Source organism: Methylophaga sp. F7 (genome assembly GCF_056863975.1).
Genome location: NZ_CM166511.1, coordinates 1190824 through 1207952, shown reverse-complemented (window position 1 = coordinate 1207952; position 17129 = coordinate 1190824). Strand labels below are relative to the sequence as shown.

At 45.6% G+C, this 17129-nt stretch carries 33 protein-coding genes; all 33 read right to left on the bottom strand.

Annotation, left to right across the window (positions count from 1 at the left end; all coding sequences use genetic code 11):
* Positions 1-57: 57 nt before the first annotated feature.
* Complete coding sequence (locus AC08OG_RS06325) at positions 58-399, bottom strand: hypothetical protein (protein WP_482930382.1); 342 nt, start codon at positions 397-399, stop codon at positions 58-60.
* Complete coding sequence (locus AC08OG_RS06320) at positions 399-851, bottom strand: phage tail protein (protein WP_482930381.1); 453 nt, start codon at positions 849-851, stop codon at positions 399-401. The genes AC08OG_RS06325 and AC08OG_RS06320 overlap by 1 nt, the downstream gene beginning before the upstream one ends.
* Positions 852-860: 9 nt before the next feature.
* Positions 861-1271, bottom strand: a complete 411-nt coding sequence (locus tag AC08OG_RS06315) for a DUF4128 domain-containing protein (protein WP_482930380.1) — start codon at positions 1269-1271, stop codon at positions 861-863.
* Positions 1272-1328: 57 nt separating this feature from the next.
* Positions 1329-1724, bottom strand: coding sequence for a hypothetical protein (locus AC08OG_RS06310; protein WP_482930379.1), 396 nt, complete (start codon positions 1722-1724; stop codon positions 1329-1331).
* The gene (locus tag AC08OG_RS06305) at positions 1721-2104 is read right to left on the bottom strand and encodes a hypothetical protein (protein WP_482930378.1); all 384 of its coding nucleotides are present in this window, start codon (positions 2102-2104) and stop codon (positions 1721-1723) included. Before AC08OG_RS06305 ends, AC08OG_RS06310 begins: the two co-directional genes overlap by 4 nt.
* Positions 2101-2586, bottom strand: coding sequence for a DnaT-like ssDNA-binding protein (locus AC08OG_RS06300; protein ID WP_482930377.1), 486 nt, complete (start codon positions 2584-2586; stop codon positions 2101-2103). The genes AC08OG_RS06305 and AC08OG_RS06300 overlap by 4 nt, the downstream gene beginning before the upstream one ends.
* Complete coding sequence (locus AC08OG_RS06295; protein WP_482930376.1) at positions 2586-2843, bottom strand: hypothetical protein; 258 nt, start codon at positions 2841-2843, stop codon at positions 2586-2588. The genes AC08OG_RS06300 and AC08OG_RS06295 overlap by 1 nt, the downstream gene beginning before the upstream one ends.
* A gap of 2 nt (positions 2844-2845) precedes the next feature.
* Positions 2846-3034 (bottom strand): hypothetical protein, encoded by a 189-nt coding sequence (locus AC08OG_RS06290; RefSeq protein ID WP_482930375.1) that lies wholly within the window; start codon positions 3032-3034, stop codon positions 2846-2848.
* 47 nt (positions 3035-3081) lie between these two features.
* Positions 3082-4086, bottom strand: coding sequence for a major capsid protein (locus AC08OG_RS06285; protein WP_482930374.1), 1005 nt, complete (start codon positions 4084-4086; stop codon positions 3082-3084).
* A gap of 11 nt (positions 4087-4097) precedes the next feature.
* On the bottom strand, positions 4098-4745 hold the full coding sequence (locus tag AC08OG_RS06280) for a hypothetical protein (RefSeq protein WP_482930373.1): 648 nt from the start codon (positions 4743-4745) through the stop codon (positions 4098-4100).
* Between the two features lie 69 nt (positions 4746-4814).
* Positions 4815-5831, bottom strand: coding sequence for a phage minor head protein (locus tag AC08OG_RS06275; protein WP_482930372.1), 1017 nt, complete (start codon positions 5829-5831; stop codon positions 4815-4817).
* Positions 5828-7210 (bottom strand): DUF4055 domain-containing protein, encoded by a 1383-nt coding sequence (locus AC08OG_RS06270; RefSeq protein WP_482930371.1) that lies wholly within the window; start codon positions 7208-7210, stop codon positions 5828-5830. Before AC08OG_RS06270 ends, AC08OG_RS06275 begins: the two co-directional genes overlap by 4 nt.
* The gene (locus AC08OG_RS06265; protein ID WP_482930370.1) at positions 7200-8525 is read right to left on the bottom strand and encodes a terminase large subunit domain-containing protein; all 1326 of its coding nucleotides are present in this window, start codon (positions 8523-8525) and stop codon (positions 7200-7202) included. The genes AC08OG_RS06270 and AC08OG_RS06265 overlap by 11 nt, the downstream gene beginning before the upstream one ends.
* A complete protein-coding gene (locus tag AC08OG_RS06260; RefSeq protein WP_482930369.1) occupies positions 8522-8992 on the bottom strand; it encodes a hypothetical protein in 471 nt (156 codons plus the stop codon). Before AC08OG_RS06260 ends, AC08OG_RS06265 begins: the two co-directional genes overlap by 4 nt.
* A 46-nt stretch (positions 8993-9038) precedes the next feature.
* Positions 9039-9350, bottom strand: a complete 312-nt coding sequence (locus tag AC08OG_RS06255; protein ID WP_482930368.1) for a hypothetical protein — start codon at positions 9348-9350, stop codon at positions 9039-9041.
* 25 nt (positions 9351-9375) lie between these two features.
* Complete coding sequence (locus tag AC08OG_RS06250; protein WP_482930367.1) at positions 9376-9672, bottom strand: phage holin; 297 nt, start codon at positions 9670-9672, stop codon at positions 9376-9378.
* A 437-nt stretch (positions 9673-10109) separates the two neighbouring features.
* Complete coding sequence (locus tag AC08OG_RS06245) at positions 10110-10322, bottom strand: hypothetical protein (protein WP_482930366.1); 213 nt, start codon at positions 10320-10322, stop codon at positions 10110-10112.
* 15 nt (positions 10323-10337) lie between these two features.
* On the bottom strand, positions 10338-10607 hold the full coding sequence (locus AC08OG_RS06240) for a hypothetical protein (protein WP_482930365.1): 270 nt from the start codon (positions 10605-10607) through the stop codon (positions 10338-10340).
* Between the two features lie 40 nt (positions 10608-10647).
* Positions 10648-10962 (bottom strand): hypothetical protein, encoded by a 315-nt coding sequence (locus AC08OG_RS06235; protein ID WP_482930364.1) that lies wholly within the window; start codon positions 10960-10962, stop codon positions 10648-10650.
* A complete protein-coding gene (locus tag AC08OG_RS06230; RefSeq protein ID WP_482930363.1) occupies positions 10962-11156 on the bottom strand; it encodes a hypothetical protein in 195 nt (64 codons plus the stop codon). The genes AC08OG_RS06235 and AC08OG_RS06230 overlap by 1 nt, the downstream gene beginning before the upstream one ends.
* Before the next feature lie 35 nt (positions 11157-11191).
* The gene (locus AC08OG_RS06225) at positions 11192-11371 is read right to left on the bottom strand and encodes a hypothetical protein (protein WP_482930362.1); all 180 of its coding nucleotides are present in this window, start codon (positions 11369-11371) and stop codon (positions 11192-11194) included.
* A 222-nt stretch (positions 11372-11593) separates the two neighbouring features.
* Positions 11594-11782 (bottom strand): TraR/DksA C4-type zinc finger protein, encoded by a 189-nt coding sequence (locus AC08OG_RS06220; RefSeq protein ID WP_482930527.1) that lies wholly within the window; start codon positions 11780-11782, stop codon positions 11594-11596.
* Positions 11783-12077: 295 nt separating this feature from the next.
* Entirely contained in the window at positions 12078-12368 is a 291-nt protein-coding gene (locus tag AC08OG_RS06215) for a hypothetical protein (RefSeq protein ID WP_482930361.1), read from the bottom strand.
* A 505-nt stretch (positions 12369-12873) separates the two neighbouring features.
* Positions 12874-13107, bottom strand: a complete 234-nt coding sequence (locus tag AC08OG_RS06210; protein WP_482930360.1) for a hypothetical protein — start codon at positions 13105-13107, stop codon at positions 12874-12876.
* 2 nt (positions 13108-13109) lie between these two features.
* Positions 13110-13409, bottom strand: a complete 300-nt coding sequence (locus AC08OG_RS06205) for a Gp49 family protein (RefSeq protein WP_482930359.1) — start codon at positions 13407-13409, stop codon at positions 13110-13112.
* Positions 13410-13574: 165 nt separating this feature from the next.
* Positions 13575-13868 carry a nuclease domain-containing protein gene (locus tag AC08OG_RS06200; protein ID WP_482930358.1) on the bottom strand — a complete coding sequence of 98 codons (294 nt, stop codon included), beginning with the start codon at positions 13866-13868 and terminating at the stop codon, positions 13575-13577.
* Entirely contained in the window at positions 13865-14008 is a 144-nt protein-coding gene (locus tag AC08OG_RS06195) for a hypothetical protein (protein ID WP_482930357.1), read from the bottom strand. The genes AC08OG_RS06200 and AC08OG_RS06195 overlap by 4 nt, the downstream gene beginning before the upstream one ends.
* 47 nt (positions 14009-14055) lie before the next feature.
* Positions 14056-14400 carry a hypothetical protein gene (locus tag AC08OG_RS06190; protein WP_482930356.1) on the bottom strand — a complete coding sequence of 115 codons (345 nt, stop codon included), beginning with the start codon at positions 14398-14400 and terminating at the stop codon, positions 14056-14058.
* On the bottom strand, positions 14400-14990 hold the full coding sequence (locus AC08OG_RS06185) for an HNH endonuclease signature motif containing protein (RefSeq protein ID WP_482930355.1): 591 nt from the start codon (positions 14988-14990) through the stop codon (positions 14400-14402). Before AC08OG_RS06185 ends, AC08OG_RS06190 begins: the two co-directional genes overlap by 1 nt.
* On the bottom strand, positions 14987-15211 hold the full coding sequence (locus AC08OG_RS06180) for a hypothetical protein (protein ID WP_482930354.1): 225 nt from the start codon (positions 15209-15211) through the stop codon (positions 14987-14989). Before AC08OG_RS06180 ends, AC08OG_RS06185 begins: the two co-directional genes overlap by 4 nt.
* Before the next feature lie 28 nt (positions 15212-15239).
* Positions 15240-15530: a hypothetical protein gene (locus AC08OG_RS06175; RefSeq protein ID WP_482930353.1), complete on the bottom strand. Its 291-nt coding sequence runs from the start codon at positions 15528-15530 to the stop codon at positions 15240-15242.
* Positions 15531-15539: 9 nt separating this feature from the next.
* Positions 15540-16382 (bottom strand): ATP-binding protein, encoded by an 843-nt coding sequence (locus AC08OG_RS06170; RefSeq protein WP_482930352.1) that lies wholly within the window; start codon positions 16380-16382, stop codon positions 15540-15542.
* Between the two features lie 177 nt (positions 16383-16559).
* On the bottom strand, positions 16560-17129 hold the full coding sequence (locus AC08OG_RS06165; RefSeq protein WP_482930351.1) for a hypothetical protein: 570 nt from the start codon (positions 17127-17129) through the stop codon (positions 16560-16562).

Below are 17129 nucleotides of genomic sequence, written 5' to 3'. Positions count from 1 at the left end.
TGTTTTTGTCTCTGGAGTTAAGCCACGCTAGCTGCCTTGCAAACAGGCGTATGTTTTCTAACGTGGCGGCAGAAAATTTCTTACATCATGGATGAACTGGATCACTTGCCCGCGAATCGTCGAAACTTCGTAGACCTTTTTAGCGTTTTCAGGGCTGAACTTTAACGGCTTGCCGCCGGATTCAATGTTTTTCCAGCCAATCGTTAGCACTGATAAGTACTCAATATCGTTCTCAACGCTGTCTTTGGATTTATCCGCTAACAGCTTGCGTGCGATATTGCGGTACTGACTGGATGAAATGCCATACAGCGAGATAACAATGTCCGTCTCTTTCCCGGTTACGGGGTCGACTATCACGCAATCAGCCGTATCCTTTTGGGTAATAAGCGATATATCCATTAAGGAGCAGCCACTTCAACAACACCGGCGCGATCAATACGCACATTAGCCGTCAGCATCCGCATGGTGTCAGCATCGCCGCCATTGGTTACAAAGCTAAAGATAAGGCCCATGAAATAATCTACCTCGCCATTACTGTACTCAATCTTGAACGAATGATTACTATCATTGGCACTACCTGTTTTCATAATGAGCTGTCCAGCATCGGTGCGGTCTGCACCAATCTCAAACGTGGTTTCAGGTTCATCATAAGAGCCTTTGCGGTGAAGTGTTCCGCGCTCTGCCAGGGTTTTATATGAAACGTCAGTGTAGGTGCGCCCACGAGAGCCAACACTGATCACCTCGCCCACATCGGTATAAGTAAGTGCTGCAAAGCCAGCGGCATCATGTGTGGCAGGCTCGCCAGCAGATACGCCAATGGTAGCGCCTGCAAAAGTAACAACATTAGTCATGGTGGACCTCTATGTAAAAGATTGATATGAAATGGAAACAGGCACGACATACCAAGCCCCATCGCGCGCGCCTGAACCACGAGAGACTGAACGAATACGGATTGTTTTATCGTTGTATGTAAGGTTGCCGCGTGGGAAATAGGTCGCGAGCTTATCTGCCAGCACAATGGCTGCGCCCTTTCCCTTGTCGGCATCGGTGAATATGTTTACTTGGTAGATGCCTAAATGCTCGATGGCGCTGGAATTGCCTACACCCATAGGCTCGGAATCTGCCGGTAACAGTGTGGCGGAGAGATAGCTCACGCCCGCTGTTGGTTTATAACTTTTATTTTCCCATGCCACGCTGATGCTGTTGGCTGATGAGAAATTGTTAAGGCGTGAATCAAGTGCCGCGCTAATGTCGAGAAATGATGTGGTCATAGTTTGGCCTTAACGCAAAAAACCCCAGTTAAGGGGCTTTTAATGAATTTGGTTTGATTACCTAAGCTTTCGTGCTTGCTGGCCTACTTCACGCTGAAACTCAGTCACAGTGACCTTAACCATGCCTGCTGGAGCCTGTTTTGAGCTGCCATCCTCAACAGATTGCGCATAGGGTTGGTTATTGGTTAAAAAAAGCGTATCGCCTGCACTACCTTTGCCTGTCACTGCATTGATGGCGGTAATGGTTAAGCCGCCTGATTTATCAGTACGCTTTGTTGTACGGTTGGACTGCTTGTTAATGGACGGTATCCAGTTGGCGCGTAATCGTCCGGTTTTAACAGGTGTTCGTGTAACTATTCTTGAGAACATGCCAAGCGCCGTACCGCGAAACACTTTGCCAGCATCCCTTTCCGTTTTGCTGATGAAGTTCTGCATATCTAACGTAAAACTCATAACCGTATTGCAATCTCGTAAATAATCGGGTCGCCTTCATTCGGGTTGGTGGGTGTTACGCCCAATATTGTCCAATCTTCTGAGCCGATAGCGACCTTCTGCCCTGATTCTGGCTGAAAGGCTAAATCATTGCCGTACATAATGAAATATGCGAGCTTGTCAATTGTAAAACTATCAAGTTTAAAGCGTTGGTCTAAGTCCTTCGCCTTGCCGCCTGTTACGGGCAACACAACTGCTTTAATGGTTTGCGATTGTTCGGTTGATGTGTCTGTGCCTACTACCGGATCGAATACCGAATCCACCTGGCGGGTAATAGTGACGTTTTTGCCTTTCTTGTTTATGAGGCGTTTGGCGGTTGCCAGTGCTGATTGATAACTCATCCCCTTGTCACCGTAAAGTTACAGCCGCCTGTTCTTACGCCTATCAGTTTGTTAGCAAGGTTTAAGATATGCGGAGCCATTTCCTGATAGAGATAACCTGAATCAGAATACTCTTCTTCAATCTCGCCTACCTTGTTTCGTATGGGTAAGCGTTCTGGATCGGCTGTTGGATCGACACCTTCATCAATGGAAATTGCAACTTCCATCTGTAACAGTTTCAAGGTTTCGGGGATTTCGTCTTCCTCAACGTCAAAACCATCCAGCTTCACGTTTGAGCGAGGCCATTGCATCCGCTGTGCTTTGGTGAGCTTGTTGCCAATAAATTCCAGCGTTTCAGTGTAATACGCCGCACGTATCAGCAAGGTTTCAGCTGTGCCGGTTAAGGTTTTGCCGATACTGGTTACATAAGCGGTAAGCTCGGCCTCGGAGACATAACTGTTTGCCCCTGAGACGCCCGCGCCGGTTTCAACGGTAACAGCCATTAGCTCAGTAGCACCGCAACCGTACAGGTAATGGAATCGACTGTTTTATCTAGTGCAAATGCCATTGAGCCTGTTGTGGTGAAGCTTAAATCAGGGCTATCGGTAAAGCCGACTGTGACTGTTCCTGCATCCAAAACGGTCAGGGTTTGATATTTGCCGGGCTTAACCGTCAATGCTGTTGTTGGCGTGCCTGTATACGTCTTAGGCGATAGTGGAACCGCCTGAATGATATTTCGATTACTATCATCAGCTAACATGATTAACCCCGCTCAAATGTAGCAAGATACAGCGCATATATTGCTTTTTTATCGCTGGCATTGGAATAGTCAATATTCTTATCTGCCAGAATGGATTTTAATTCTTTGGTTGTAATGTCATCGTAATTGACAGGCGAAACCTTTTGTGCCGCCTGCTGTTGTCTTAAACGGTTAAATGCTGCAAGTCCCATTGTATATCACCTTTGTAAAGAAAGAAGGGGCTTTCGCCCCTCCAAATTTAGCCGTTAGTGATAACTTGAGCAACACGAACGTTTTTGCGTGAATAAACGCGATCCCAGTTTGCTGCAGCTGCTAGCTCTGCATTAGTCGGAGTCGCACCGGCAACACTTGAGCTGGTGAACTTGATGCCGCGTGGGTGCATGATGAAATGCGCACGAGTGACCAGTACATCATTACCTGCCAATGAATCACGGTCAGTTTCACTCGGTACAGGTGCATTGCCCTGACCCAAGCCTAACGCGCCATTACCAAACAAGTAAGTGGTGTATTTAGGTGCTGTATCAGTTGTTAACGCGCCACCTGCTGCTGTGTACGGCATGCTGTCATCAACAATGACACGCGCGCCGCGATAGGTTTCAATCTCAGATTCGCCGTCAGACTCTTTCTCGAAAGAAATCGCGTCCAGTTTTTTAAGATTGCTGTACACGGTTGAATGCATTGCGATACCAGTCACCGTACCAATTGCATCACCAAACGTAGCCTGACCATCGACATACAGGTCGCCACTGAACTTGGTTGACGCGCTTACATCAGCATTGGTTGCACCTGATGCATCGACTGTCATATCGCTGGTATCGTTTGCCACGTTATCCGCAAATGCACCTTTTAATGACGCAAGGCCAAGTGCTTGATAACGGCGCGCCCAATAATCAGCAACCAGATTGCCGACTGCCATCATGGGATCGGAACCTGACAAGGCTTTTGCCAAGTCATTAACCTGCCATGCTTTACCACGCATATGCAATGCCGCCACGTCTTGTGATGCATCGATTTTAGCTGGCGTTAATGAACTGGAATCACTCAGCACTTCATCAGCGCCGGTTAAATCATTCCAGAACGGCATGTTTATCAACTTACCGCCGCCCTGGGCTAAAGAGTTAAGAACACTATCGTTTGACACAATGCCGCCCATGTAAAAGCGGGTCAGCTCAGTGGTTCGCTCGATAAAGTAAGGGTTGAAGACATCGGGGACGATGACATCAGAAATTTGTGTAACAGCCATTGGTTATTCCTCTATTGGTTTGCAGCGGCTTTAAGAGCTTGTGCTTGCTGCGGATTGTTTTTCAAAAGCTCTGCCTGTTTGGTTAAATTAAAATGCTCACCCTTTTTAAATGGGTTCTTTATATCGGCACCGCCGCCGCCACCGGGAGCACCACCCCCACTGGCCTGACTACCATCTACAAGGAAGTCATATTTCTTTGTAATATCCGAAACCAGATCATCAATTGATGAAACGGTCAGGTTTCCAGATTCGTCTAATACTTTCAGTCCGTTATCCGTAAGCTTTAAGCGCGACTCAATCTTTTCAGTCAAGAGTGATGCTCTGGCAGTATCTTTGGTTAATCTCGCTGCTATTTTTGCCGCCTCAGATGATGTCTTTTCGTTGGTGATTTGCTCGCGAAGGGCTAAAGCTTCTTCTTGGTGCTTTTTGCTCTCAGCCTGTGACGCTTCATATAGCGCCTTGTAATCACCTTCTGCTTTAGCTTTCTCTTGAGAGGCTAATACAGCGGCTTCCGCTTCCTCTTTGGCTTTCTGCTTGGCTTTCTTGGTCTCTGTCAGCAGTTCGTCCATCTTGGCCTGCATAGAATCCTGAGCGGCCTTTGCGTCCTCGATAGCTTTCTTTTGTTGCTCGATTACTTTTAATGCTTCTTCTAATTCCACGGTTACACTCCCACAGGGTTGCGATCACAGATCGCGTGCATAAAAAACCCGCCGGAGCGGGTAAGTTGATTAATTAAACGCCAAGGGGTTCAAGGCGCGAAGTTGGTCTAATGTATAAACTCTGCCAGTGTCATCGGTAAAACGTTTGATACCTAGCTTGCCAGAACGAAATAGCTTCGCCCGTTCTTTACCTAGCACCTCATCCTGCATTTCGTTTGACTGACGTTTGAGCCAGCCGCCGTACGTTGTTCTTGCTGATACAGGGCCGTCGATTGATGCTCTTTCGCCCTCAATCACTGAGCCTAAATCATATTCAGGATCGACAACCGGGACACGTACAGAACGGCACCCCCAATGGCGTGGTGTTTGTACGCCTTCACCAACTGGAAAGATGGTCCCGTCCAAGCTGGCGCATTCGATGGTTGTTGAGGCGTCAAGCGTTGCGACATAACGCTCACCTATCAGGACATCTGCATTTTCCTGGTAGACAATCTCACGCGCCTTGCCGCCCATGTGATTGGTCGATGTTCTCACCAACGCCTCGGCCTGATTTCTAAGCCTGCCCGATACTAACTCGGTCAAGTCTCGGTTAATCTCTGCTGATGTACGTCCGGCAGTAAAGCCATCCCTAACCAGCCTTGTGACCTCTCGGCTCTTGCTGGATGAGAATTGCGTTGCCGCCTGACTGATGGTTAATCGCTCAACACCCCTTGATGTCAGTAACTGCATCGGTGCATCAGTCATCACCGCACGTATTCTGTTCAGTGATGCTGGATTGATCTGGGTTGCTGTCGTGGCTGCAATAATCGCCTGTTGTGCAAAATCAGACTCATTCTGTGCAAAATCAATCAATGATTGTGATAAATCATCGCTGTATTCGGTCAATATCTGCTGTGATAGTCGTTCAATGCGCCGCATTAATCTGACTGAGGCCACCCGACCATAATCACGGCTTATCATTTCTTGCAATTCGATGGATAATCGGTTCAACTTTCTGAAAAGTCTTTGTGCATCACCTTTGGCGTAACGCTCGATAAATATCTGGCGTGAGGTCAGCGCATCAATTAACGCCTGATTACTGCTCATATGACAGGGCTTATATCTTCCGCTTCGCTGTCAATCTCTTCGTCGGTTCTTTCCATTTCAATCTTGCCGACTTTTCTGAGTACATTACGCATATCGGACTTAGCAATTACGCCTCTGTCCAGCAATTGAATATCAGCAATAATCTCTTGAGCCGATAAAGTCTTGTCGTAAAAGTCCTGATTGATCTCAAACGTGACCTCTTCATTTGCACCCATAAACTGAGCGCACCAGGTTAATGCTTTGGTAATGGCTTCTGAGGCGTTTTGTGCTACGTTTGATAGCACACTGTTATCGCCTGCATATTTCATCATCGCGGCTGTAGCTGTCTCTGGGACTTTGCTGTCTTCAATGAGCCTTGCACCTAATGCAATGGCTTGTTTCTCTTTATGCTCCATCGCTTCAAACGCGGCCGCATTGGATTGAGCTTGCAGTAGCTGTGCGCTGCCACCGCCTGCTGTCGTAATGCCTTGTCTTGAGCCTACCATCACGCCTTTGGGGTTTAACTTTGTCCACTGGTCTGCTGTGGTTGTGCCAATATCAATATGCAGCATTGGCTGACCATGAATGAACACCCCTTCCTCATAGTCGGCACTGTTTCGGTAATGGGCGATGTTAATTTCGGCTAAGTCATAGAGTGGCGCATCATCGACATCGGGATCGTTTGAATACGCTCCTGCAATAACAAAGGGGATCTCACTAAAGCGTACCCCTGCGGCATCGGTTGGAATGGTTTCTTCGTATATCGCCCCATCACGATAAACGTGCATGGTGTATACGCCATCGACTAGACGTAAAACGCGGTATTGGTATTTCTCAAAGGTGTCAAATTCATCCTCACTGATGTCGTACTCTTCTTTAAGCACCACTAATGAAAGAACAACAACACCACCAATCGCCTGCGTTTTCCAGTTGATAATATTCTCTGCTTTGTATGGCTTTATATTCGCCTGTAAGCGTAAATCTCTGACCTGTGCGGCTGATAGCCCTGATTCGGATTTAGGGTAGTCAGCAAGCAAGCCATAGCGACCTACCTCTAATAAATGGCCTACTGTGTTTTTACCTAACTGCTCCAGTGATATTCCATCGCCTGTGGCATTTGCCTCGATGTAATCCAGGTTGGTTGGGATCTCAACTTGTGGCGCTTTACGAAATGCCATCCCGACCAGACCATTACGGGTTCTGGCGGTCATGTTGACGAACAGTGCGCGCAAACGATAAGCCTTGTATCGCTCATCGGCATCGGTAGCGTCTTTGTTAGGATTGGGAAGGTATAACTCCCCTCTGGCTTTAACTGCTTGGGAGCCTTCCACGCAATCACGTACAAGCTGCCATTTTGGTAAGCATTGTGCGTAATCTAAATGCGTTGTATCAACTGCCATTATTAAAGCCCACGTTTATGTTGAATAGGTCGTCATTTATCGGGAACTCGTAATCAATCATGTAGCCGATAGCGGTTGTAATATGTTGGTATTGGTTCTTTTGGTCTTCCTGGAAGGTTGAGCCTTCCTGCAATTGCACTGTGGCTAAGCCTTTATCACACCATTTAGCGGTAACAGGGTTCACATACAGGCTGATATCGCCACTTGCTGTGCGTATCTTTGCCCTGACTGCGTTCTGACGGTCTTTAATAGATGGATGGGCCGGTTTGACTCTTCGCTCGTATTGCCAGCCATTCTCTTTCAGTACGCCCTCAATATCGGTGTAATCAGAACTATGTCCGTGTTTCTCGCCTGCTCTACCTGCTGGATCGCCGTAGATAATGACGTTTTTGTTTTTGTGCTCTTTGTACCGCTCCACAAATTCAATAGCGGATTGCTTTGATATGGCTGAGGTCAGGACGATTTCATCAAGTAGGAACACGTTATTTTCATCCCTTACACCGACTGCACTGGATAGCGGGGTGTAGTTCTGATCGTGCATCCAGATCAACTGCTCATGTGGCTGAATAATTCGGTCTGTATGGTTCTCGGTACTGTAATCTTCGTAAATCCTGCCGGACACCGTTTCAAATGATGCCTCGAACTCTTGCCGAAACTGCTTGGCGCTCATCTGCCGTTTGGCTGATTCGATTACATCAGGCGGCAATATCTCAGCACTTTTCCAGTGATAGTAAGCCCACTGTGGATCGTTCGCCGTCTGTGCGTACTGAGCCATATCATAGTAATGATTTAGACCATCAGGAACGCCTAACAACCAACACCAGGCGCGATAATCTGCTCTGGTTGGGTCTACTGTATTCAGCGCCGGTAATATGTGCGACTCCCACGCATGGGCTTTAATGTCAGCAATCTCATCAATGCCGCCACCTGTCCAGTTAACACCCTCAATCCGTTCAGGCCTATCTAAGCCGATGAGGTGTATTTCAGTTCCGTTGGGAATGTAAATCTTTAATTCTGATTCAGATGGCTGTTTTTCATGGATGGCTGAAAGACCGAATGCCTTCATGTCATCCCAATAAATCTTTTTAACCTGTGCGTGCGTTGGTGCTGCGATGAAGTATTTCTCATCGGCATGTTTCATTGCCTGCTTTGCAATAAAGCGTTTAAAGCGTTCTGTTTTGCCTGAACGTCTTCCTGCCGCAACTACAGGGAATCGCACGCCATTACTAACTGCATCGACAAGCTCAAGCTGTACTGGATGGTCTTTTAGCTCATACCACCGCTTAAACTGTCGGTCTAGCAATACCTCATTCAATTAGGCAACCTGTTAGCCAGTTCTCCGAGTTTGTCGGCAACTAGCGTATTGTTGTTGTTCTGTATTTGTGTTGGTTTGGCGTGGCGGTCGTTTAACTTCGTCATAACGCTAAGCTTGTCGACACCTTCAACCACTGCCTTAAAGTCTGACCCTGAGTCAGATGATGTTAATAGGTCTCTAGCCTTCCCCATTGCCTGTGAGGTAAATCCTTCAATATCTCTGAGCAACTGGATTTTAAACTGAACAGAGTGTTCAACTGCGTTCAGTTCTTCGGGCGTTAATTCTGCACTCTCTTGAATTACTTCAACTTTTTTCTGAACAAGGCGTTCAGTTTTCTTTTCAACGCCTTTGGTCGCAGTGTTAACGGTTCCTAATGAAATTCTGTATTTTTTGGCTAACTCTCTCTGGCTATATGAACCTGTATGAAAGTCAGCTAACAAGGCCGCCTTGTCATACTTGCTTGCCATCTGTATAGCCCCTCACTGAGTTTGGTCACTGACCGTATAGGCTGGTTTATAAAGTAAATTCAGGCCCAACACGATGGGCTTTGTAATGTGATGCGATACAGCTATCGAACATCAGTTCAAATACTTTGTCGTGTTCTAGTTCAATGGGTATTTGGTGGTAGACGAGATAAGCCATGCCGAGAAGGGTTTGATAGCCTTCGTCGTCTTTGTATATTCGTTGGGTGTTTGATTTGAACGCTTCCCAGTCATCGCCTTGTTGACGTATTTCCTGGACGTTGGTGGCGACACCTGCGCGGTAGATGCATTGATCGTGTATTTGCTGCTGGCTTAATGCCACTGCGAAAATAAACTCAATCATGCTGCCCTCCTTTGAGGGTTATTTATCAGTCTCTGTCGTCTATTTCATGCGGATATGGATGGTTGTTTGCTTTGTTACGAGCCATTTCTGCCTCTATCCGCATCTGCTCAAGCTTTAATGTTTTGCTTTTGAAGTACCAAGTCATCAGTGACTGCGTTAAAAAACCAGCTGCAGCAAAGAATATACCTGCCAGGATAGCCACAACTGTCCACTCTTCCGGACTGAGCCATCCTAAGAACAGTAACCCGGCACTTGCACCGTAGTTTGTCTTCGCTCCTATAGTGGCGGCTGTTTCAGCCAGGTGATGGGTGATACCTGTCATTAAACACTTCCCAGACAGACAATGGGTATCCCTGCGTAATGACTCGGCGCTGAAATAAAGTCACGCGGATGCACAGCTATCTGTTTAAGCTGAACGCCTCTTGAAGTCATGTAGCTATACCACCTGTCTATTCGTTCAATAATGTTCATTTAAAAATCCGGATATCAGGCAATAAAAAACCCCAACACATTTCTGTATTGGGGTTTGGTGTTAGTGGTAGAGTGATGACTGAGACAATCCGCGGTTGCCAGCGTTGGAATTTATTACCTCAACTTTTTCAGCCATCACCCTATTACATTATAGTACCAACTGTCTCGCCAAAGAAACGACTGGAGTTATCCTGTCTTCTCAATCGGTACTGTGATGTAATTCAGACGAGCGTTCGCTCACCTTACCTGAACTATACCACCTTATTGTTGGTTTTTTTGTCCAGAAAATTAATCATAATTAATCTCTGGCTTTTTTAGGCTGTTTTGAAGAAACTGAATCAACTCCAGCGTTTCTCCTTCACTTATTTCATAGTCATATTGAATTGATTTTCCATCGTCCTCACCAACTATAGTAATTCCACATTCACCATTACCGTGCCGATCAAAAAGCATATTATGCCAGCCCGATGAGTGTTTAGCGTTTAATACAAAACTGATCATTTTTCCACCTCCTGATTAACCGTAAATAGTCGTAACCTTTACACAACTTTCAATCACGCAGTCCCTCATCCACTCAATGCGGTTATCGACTTTCGTTCTACCTAAGCCATAACGTAATGCTATTGATGCAACACTGCGTTTTGACTCATCTTCGCCCCATCGTTTTTTAGCAATCAACTGGTCTTGCTTGCTCCACCGCTTTGATAGCTTGTGACACAGCTCCACCTGCGCATCTTCAACAGGTTCTCTATAATCACCCGGGCATCGCATATCAAGGTTATCCATGCCAAGGTATTTGCCAGCCACCCATTTGAACAGAACTTTATCAGCCTGCTTCTGCAAGCTCTTTAAGTTCGGGCTGATAACCGTACTCTTTCGTGGTTTCTTCGAGTATGAACGCATGAATGTCTCCGTATATGTCTGAGTAAAAAGGATAGTCGCCAACGCCGTCATAAAGCCCTACAAGCAGATATTTAGCTGTGCTGTCTTCGCCTATATCTATCACCCTGTAATCATCCTCACGTATCAGCATGAAACGCTTTTTACGGTTGCTCCAGACAATGTTTATGCCGACCTTTTTACCTGCTCTGCCAATCTCAACGAGTAGGCTCATGTAAATACGCTCGACTTCGGCACGCATTATTGACACCACGACAAGCTTGGCTCCAAAAATCGGGGAGAAAGCCCTGCACCCATAATCACATAAGGTGGTGAAAGCCTGTTAAAAAAAATATCGGCTTCAAGTTTTGATTTGGTTTTAAGCCAAACAACCCATAAACCATCTACTCTCTTAGCGACACAATACCAACCATCTATAATGAATTTTTCAAACATAATCACGCCCCCAATTCATATTCACCGTCTAGGTATTACATCTTTTTCTGATGGAGCTCCATTTCATCATTAACATTCCCAGCCTCTTCGTAATGCCTATCTGTTTCAGTGCTGTTTGAGGTTAGGGCGCAGATTGGTTTGCCGAAAATTCGCTCATAGTTTTCTCGGTATGCGTCCATATCTGTTGGGCGTTGTCTTGAACCTTTACCAGCCATAAAACAACTCCATTTTTCGTTCGTGATAAATATTCTGAAAATCACGATAAACCCAATGATTAGGAAAGCTTTTAATGTGAGAGTTAATTCTGTCCCGCTCTTTATCTAGTGACTCCAGTGATTCACAACTTTGAAACGAAAGCCTTGTGTAGCTTCTGCCGCCACAAAAAAGCCAAGTGAATGATATTTTTAGCCATGACCTTATTCGCTTGAATCGATCAATCATCTGTAATGCCTCCCCAAATGTTCTTCGTTAGCCTTGCACTCGGCGCATTTTGTTGTGCCGCCTGTCGCTGCTTGCCTTGCCATTGGTATGCGATTCCCGCAATCAGTGCAGTCCTCTGTCACTGCTTTTGGCCTAGCCGCCTCAATAGCTCTTTGCTTGTCGCGTAATGCCTGTTCTCTTTCCATTCGCTCATCTGTTTGGTCGAATATGTCAGCCATAGATATTCCTCAATTCTGCTCGCCGCATAGGGCGCAAATGTAGCCATCAAGTGATATGAAAAAGTGCATACAGCCACAGGCGCACTGATAAGCCGTTGACGGTGAGGCGACTCCTACGTAAACACCCTTACTTAAACTGCACTCAGGACAGTCCAGCGCCCTTGTGCCAGCTTCGGCAACAGCAACCCATTTGTGATCGCAATGAAGACAAATAGCCTCGCCGGTCATGTGCGGTTTTAGTGAGTTGATTCCTACAACGTTGTCAGCCATTTATCTGCTCCAATATCTGCTCCAGGCTGTGAACGATGGCGTAATGACCTTTCCACTCCGCCGCTAACTTAATTTGGCTGTCTTTGATTGCTCCAGCCTTGAGCTCGCCTGATTTTTTAACTGCTTTGTCAGGGTCTTTTATTTCAAACCAAAACGTCCGCCCCCTAGCTCCAACCAATATGTCATCCATACCTGTTTGGACGGTGAAGCCTAGTTGACGAAGCTGTTTAACGATGTCGGCTTGGTTTTCATCCACTCTTGCTGCTTGGCGGTATTTAGACACCCTGAATTACTCCAAAAACTGGCTAATCAAGCTTGAAAACATGTTAATCATGGTTTCGTGCTGTCTATGGTCATAAGCAAAAAGGTAATCGGTTTCACAATCCGGCCTGGTAAACCTGACGTTCATTTCTAAGGCGCAAATCTCCATTAGTTCATGGCAAATAATCATGAAAATTAGACTGTCTGAATTATCGACTCCTATCTTTATCAATTTCTCTGGATAACTGAATGAGCCTCCGGAATCTGACTTGTCCCACTTAACCTCAAACTGATATGAGTTCACTTTGAGCTGCTTTATTTTCTTAATTTTCATTTCCGCTTCCTCATCTCAAACTCATTAACCACAATTTTCATAACGCTTGGTCTTAAATGTGCTGGTACTTCGTTGAACAGTTTTTGTCTTTGCTGCCTTGGTGATTCCAGTATTTGTTTTGCGTGATACTTGGCACATAAGCTGTTAATCATTTGTTAGCCTGCCGTCCTTGGCTTTGCTAAATGGCTTAATATCAAAAAGCATGCTTTTGCTTACGCCGCATTTTGATTTCTTTACGCTTAAGTTTTTTGGGTTTACCTTTTGCGTTGAATAATTGCGCTCTGCCCGTTAAAAAATGACCATCTTTTTGCAGCTCAAAAAGTCGAGCGTCCATCGCCTGTTTTAATTTTTCCTCATTTTCCGAAATGAAAACTTCTTGCAGTTTTTGAGCCTGCCCATCATCATCAAAATATCTAGTCTCTTGCATGATTAGGCCTCACTGAGTTTTTGGCGTAGCAGATAACCTTCCAGCAACCATATTTTTTCTCTAGCATTTTTAAAGGCAATCTCCCGCCCGATTCCTTCATCAAAATTTTCAGAGCTTGCACAGGCGCTTTCACCCACCACCGTGAAGCCGTTTACCAGTGTTAAGCAGCACACTGTTGTCGTTGTGCCAGGGAAAACGTGATACTGGCCAGCAACAATGCAATTATCGATGTGTTGCGGATTTAGTCTTGGTGCATTCAAGCCTTTGTCATTAATCTTCTGTTCAATTTGCTGTTCACTCATAACCACATACTCCAACCAAAGACTCGGCATAGTCTCCGGCGCTCAATAAAAATATTCAGACAATGCCGTGTCTGTTTGTTATTCGGGCAATCACTTAACGCCCTTTCCTGCTCTGCCCTGCTTTGCATCGCAAAAATAGCCTTGGCAATCTCTGCTGGTGCTTTGTCATGCAAGTTTTATCAGCCCCATTCTCAGCAACAACGATTGCGTGTTTTTCATTGCGATCAAGTGCTCAAAATCTCTTTGGTCGCGTGTATGTGTTTTGGTATAGCCGCCATCCAGCCATGCATGGCACTGATGGCAGGCAAAGCAGCCATGAAGGTCGCTTGATTTCATTCCACCTCCACCGCCGTTTAAATGAGCAAATACCGTTGTTTCTGGATTGCCATCACATATCCCGGGTAAACGGACTTGGCATTCTTGGCCTCTGGCTGCGTCTCTGATTTTTTTGGATTTCACACCAACCACCCCACAAACAAAGCCACCACTACAATGGCGATTACAAAAACAATTCCGGCAAATAAGATGCAGTCTTCTTCTGTGTAAAGCTCAAAAATGTCATCGCTTAAATCGGTTGGTTTTGTTGGTTTGGATTTCATGCCGCCCACCTCGCATCTGGAAGATAAACGCCCATCAAAGCCCCTACCTAATAAGCGGTTTCGATAAGCTGGCTGTACTCCTCTTTGCCTAATTCCTCGCTACTGCGTGTAATCTCTTTTTCTACACCGCAAATAACTACCGTTTCCTTGCCCATTAACTCTTGCTTGATTACTTCCTTCATCTGGCCTTTTGTGTAGCCAAGCTCATCACCTAAAATGCCGCAAAGGGTATGAAAGAAGTTTCTCTGCTCAATGGTTTTCTGTTCTTTGTAATCCTGAACCGTGATTTTGAATTTCTTATCAGCCGGTAAAGACTTAAGGCACTCGTAAAGACCAACTTTAATTTTGTCTCGTCTCTGGTCATCCAGGAATATGAAGGTGCGGGAGAGCATTAGGCGGCTCTCGCTGTGGATTTTTCACGGACCAGATTAATTAAACGTCCGTATGTAATCGCAACTGGCTTAACCTCGTCTGGCACGTTTCTCAGTCCACGTTTATTTAAAATCGCGTGCTCTGCCCTGCTTATCATTTGCAGGTTCTCTATCTGCCAGTGAAGTGGATTACCATCAACGAAAATAACAATATGACCTTTCGGTATTGGTCCGTTGTGCTTTTCCCATTCAACGCGGTGCTTGGCGTGCCACTTTGCTGGCTCAGCTATTTTGATTTCGATATAACCGTCTTTCGAGATCCGTTCAGAATCTATCGGTCGATGATTAACTGGAACGTTACCTTTTTTAAATGTGGTTTTATTCGGGCCTTTCGCATGAGCGTCGGGGTGTGGGATATTGCCTTTTTGAAACTTTCCGTCGCGACCTGTTGACCAGCCTTTACGCGTGCAAAGTGCCTTGATATTTTCCAGCTTATGGTTAGCACCAAACTTAGCGTTTACAGCATCAGTTAATTCCCTGCGAACCATTTCCCGATTCGTATAGATGAAATCTAACTCAGCTTGGCTGTATTTAATTTGACGGCCTTTCATAGCTGGTCCAGCATTTTTGGCAGTGGTGATTTAATGCCGTATTCAAGCTGTAATTCATGTGCTTGTATGGCAATTTTTGCGTTATCGATAATCTGACCGCTGACCGAAACAATGCTTTTACTGCGTTCTATTTCTTCGCGTAAGGCATCACCTTTCAAGCCGTCACTACCAAGACGATCAAGCTGTGCAAATAAACTGCTGTTCAATGTTGATAAGTTCATATCGTGCTCCTAGTTGTTTTTCCTGTTTTCACACCGCACCCCAAATCCGACCGCCTGAAGTGTTATGCCCGCGCCTTCTACTGGCTTCACCGACTTGGATAATTTTTCCTGACTTACTCAACCCAAAATAAACACCACCAAACGCCCTATCGTCTTTAGGAACGTGTCCAGCTTTCTTGCAGGCAATGGTTACGTCTTCACCGGACATAGGGCCGTTTTCTTTCAAAATTCGGTAAGCTTCGGCTGCTGCTGCTTTTGGATCGAAATTATTTGTTTCGCCATCTACTGGGTCTTTTGTTCTGGTGTTAGTTGTGATCATGGTTAGCTCCTAGATGTACTGGGCGTATTCGTTATTAGCGTCATAGCCTCTTGTGTAAAGGGCTTTGTCTGCGTCCGGTAGATTTTCATCCGCCTGCACTTTTGGTCTGTAGGATTCCCAGTCAAACTTGATAAATTTGCCGCCACCTTCACGCATACGGTCTAAGGCGCGTTCGCCTATGTAGGCTTTCACTTCTTCGGCGTTGTGATTTGATATCAGGATGGTTGGCTTGAAATAGTTGTAACGCTCGCTGATTACTTCAAACAGCAAGTGTTCTTCACTTTCACTGCCTTTTTGCACACCGATTTCGTCGATAATTAGCAGGCCAATGTCACGAAACTCGTTGATAGCGTCCTGTTCAGTTTTATTACTGCCTTGGCGATAGGTTTCACGTATTCGCCGGATCATGGCTGATACGGTGATAAACAGAACCGCGCCGCCTGCCTCAAGGAATTGCGTACCTACAGCACAAGCAAGGTGGGTTTTACCGGTTCCAGGCTTTCCAGAGAGGATTAAGCCAGCGCCAGTTTTTTGTTTGCTGGCAATGTTGTCGGCATAGTCTTTCGCCATCTTCCAGGCTTTGGTTTGCTCTGGCGTTTCGGCCCTGAAGTTTTCAAAGGTTCTAGTTGTGTAGCGTGGCGGTATGCCAGAGCGTGAAAATTTAAGCTCAATAGCTCTGCGCTTGTTTAATGCATCAAGCTTGTCTGTTTCTGCCTGATGTTCCGCTTGAGACTCTGCTACGCATTTCGGGCATGGCTGAGTGCGGGGCTTTCCACCCAACATTAAAACCGTTGCCTCGTAAGTAAAATCGTGTTTCTCGCATGTAATCGTTTGAATTTCTGAATCAAGCATTAGTGATAAATCCTTCTGTTCCTACGGAGTAGTCTTTGTTGCTGAAGTCGTTCGCTGCTTTTCTGCTTCCGGTATCGTTTTGCTCCCACGTATGAACGCAGTTCTTCCAGTTTTTGATTTTGGTTTTTCCACGCATCCAGTCACTTGTTTCGTAGTGATCGAAAAACTTCTGTGGATTTATTCCGTTGTTTCGTGATTTGCAGTAATCAGCAATTTCAGCAACGGTTGGTTTGATGAATTTTTTTGATGGTGATTTTTTTCAGGCGGTTCCTCTTTAGCCTGATCTTCTTTTTGACTGATGTTATTAGTAGTAGGATCTGTCGGATTTAAATCCGAGTTATTTTCGGATTCATTTCCGACATAGTGATTCGGATCTATTTCCGAGTTTTCTTCTTCACTCGGATTTGTTTCCGACATAGCTAATTCGGATCTATTTCCGACATAGTAAGAGCGACCTTTTTTTGTCAATCTCATACAGTCTTTTTTGCCCTTCTTGATGTACTCAATAAGGCCAATTTCTGCCAAGCTTTTAAGGTGTCGGTAAATGGTGTCGGCTTTTAAGTGAAGTAGTGGCAATTCAGAGCTGATGCGTTGACGTGATACCCAGTAATAAACCTGTCCATCTACAATCTCAGGCGTTGCCCAGGTTGACGCACCAGTAAGCAGGTCAAGTATGTGCGCCTGATTAACATTGGTTAACCCAAGCTCAATAGCTTGTTTTTGATTAACGTGGATCGAGTGTTTCAT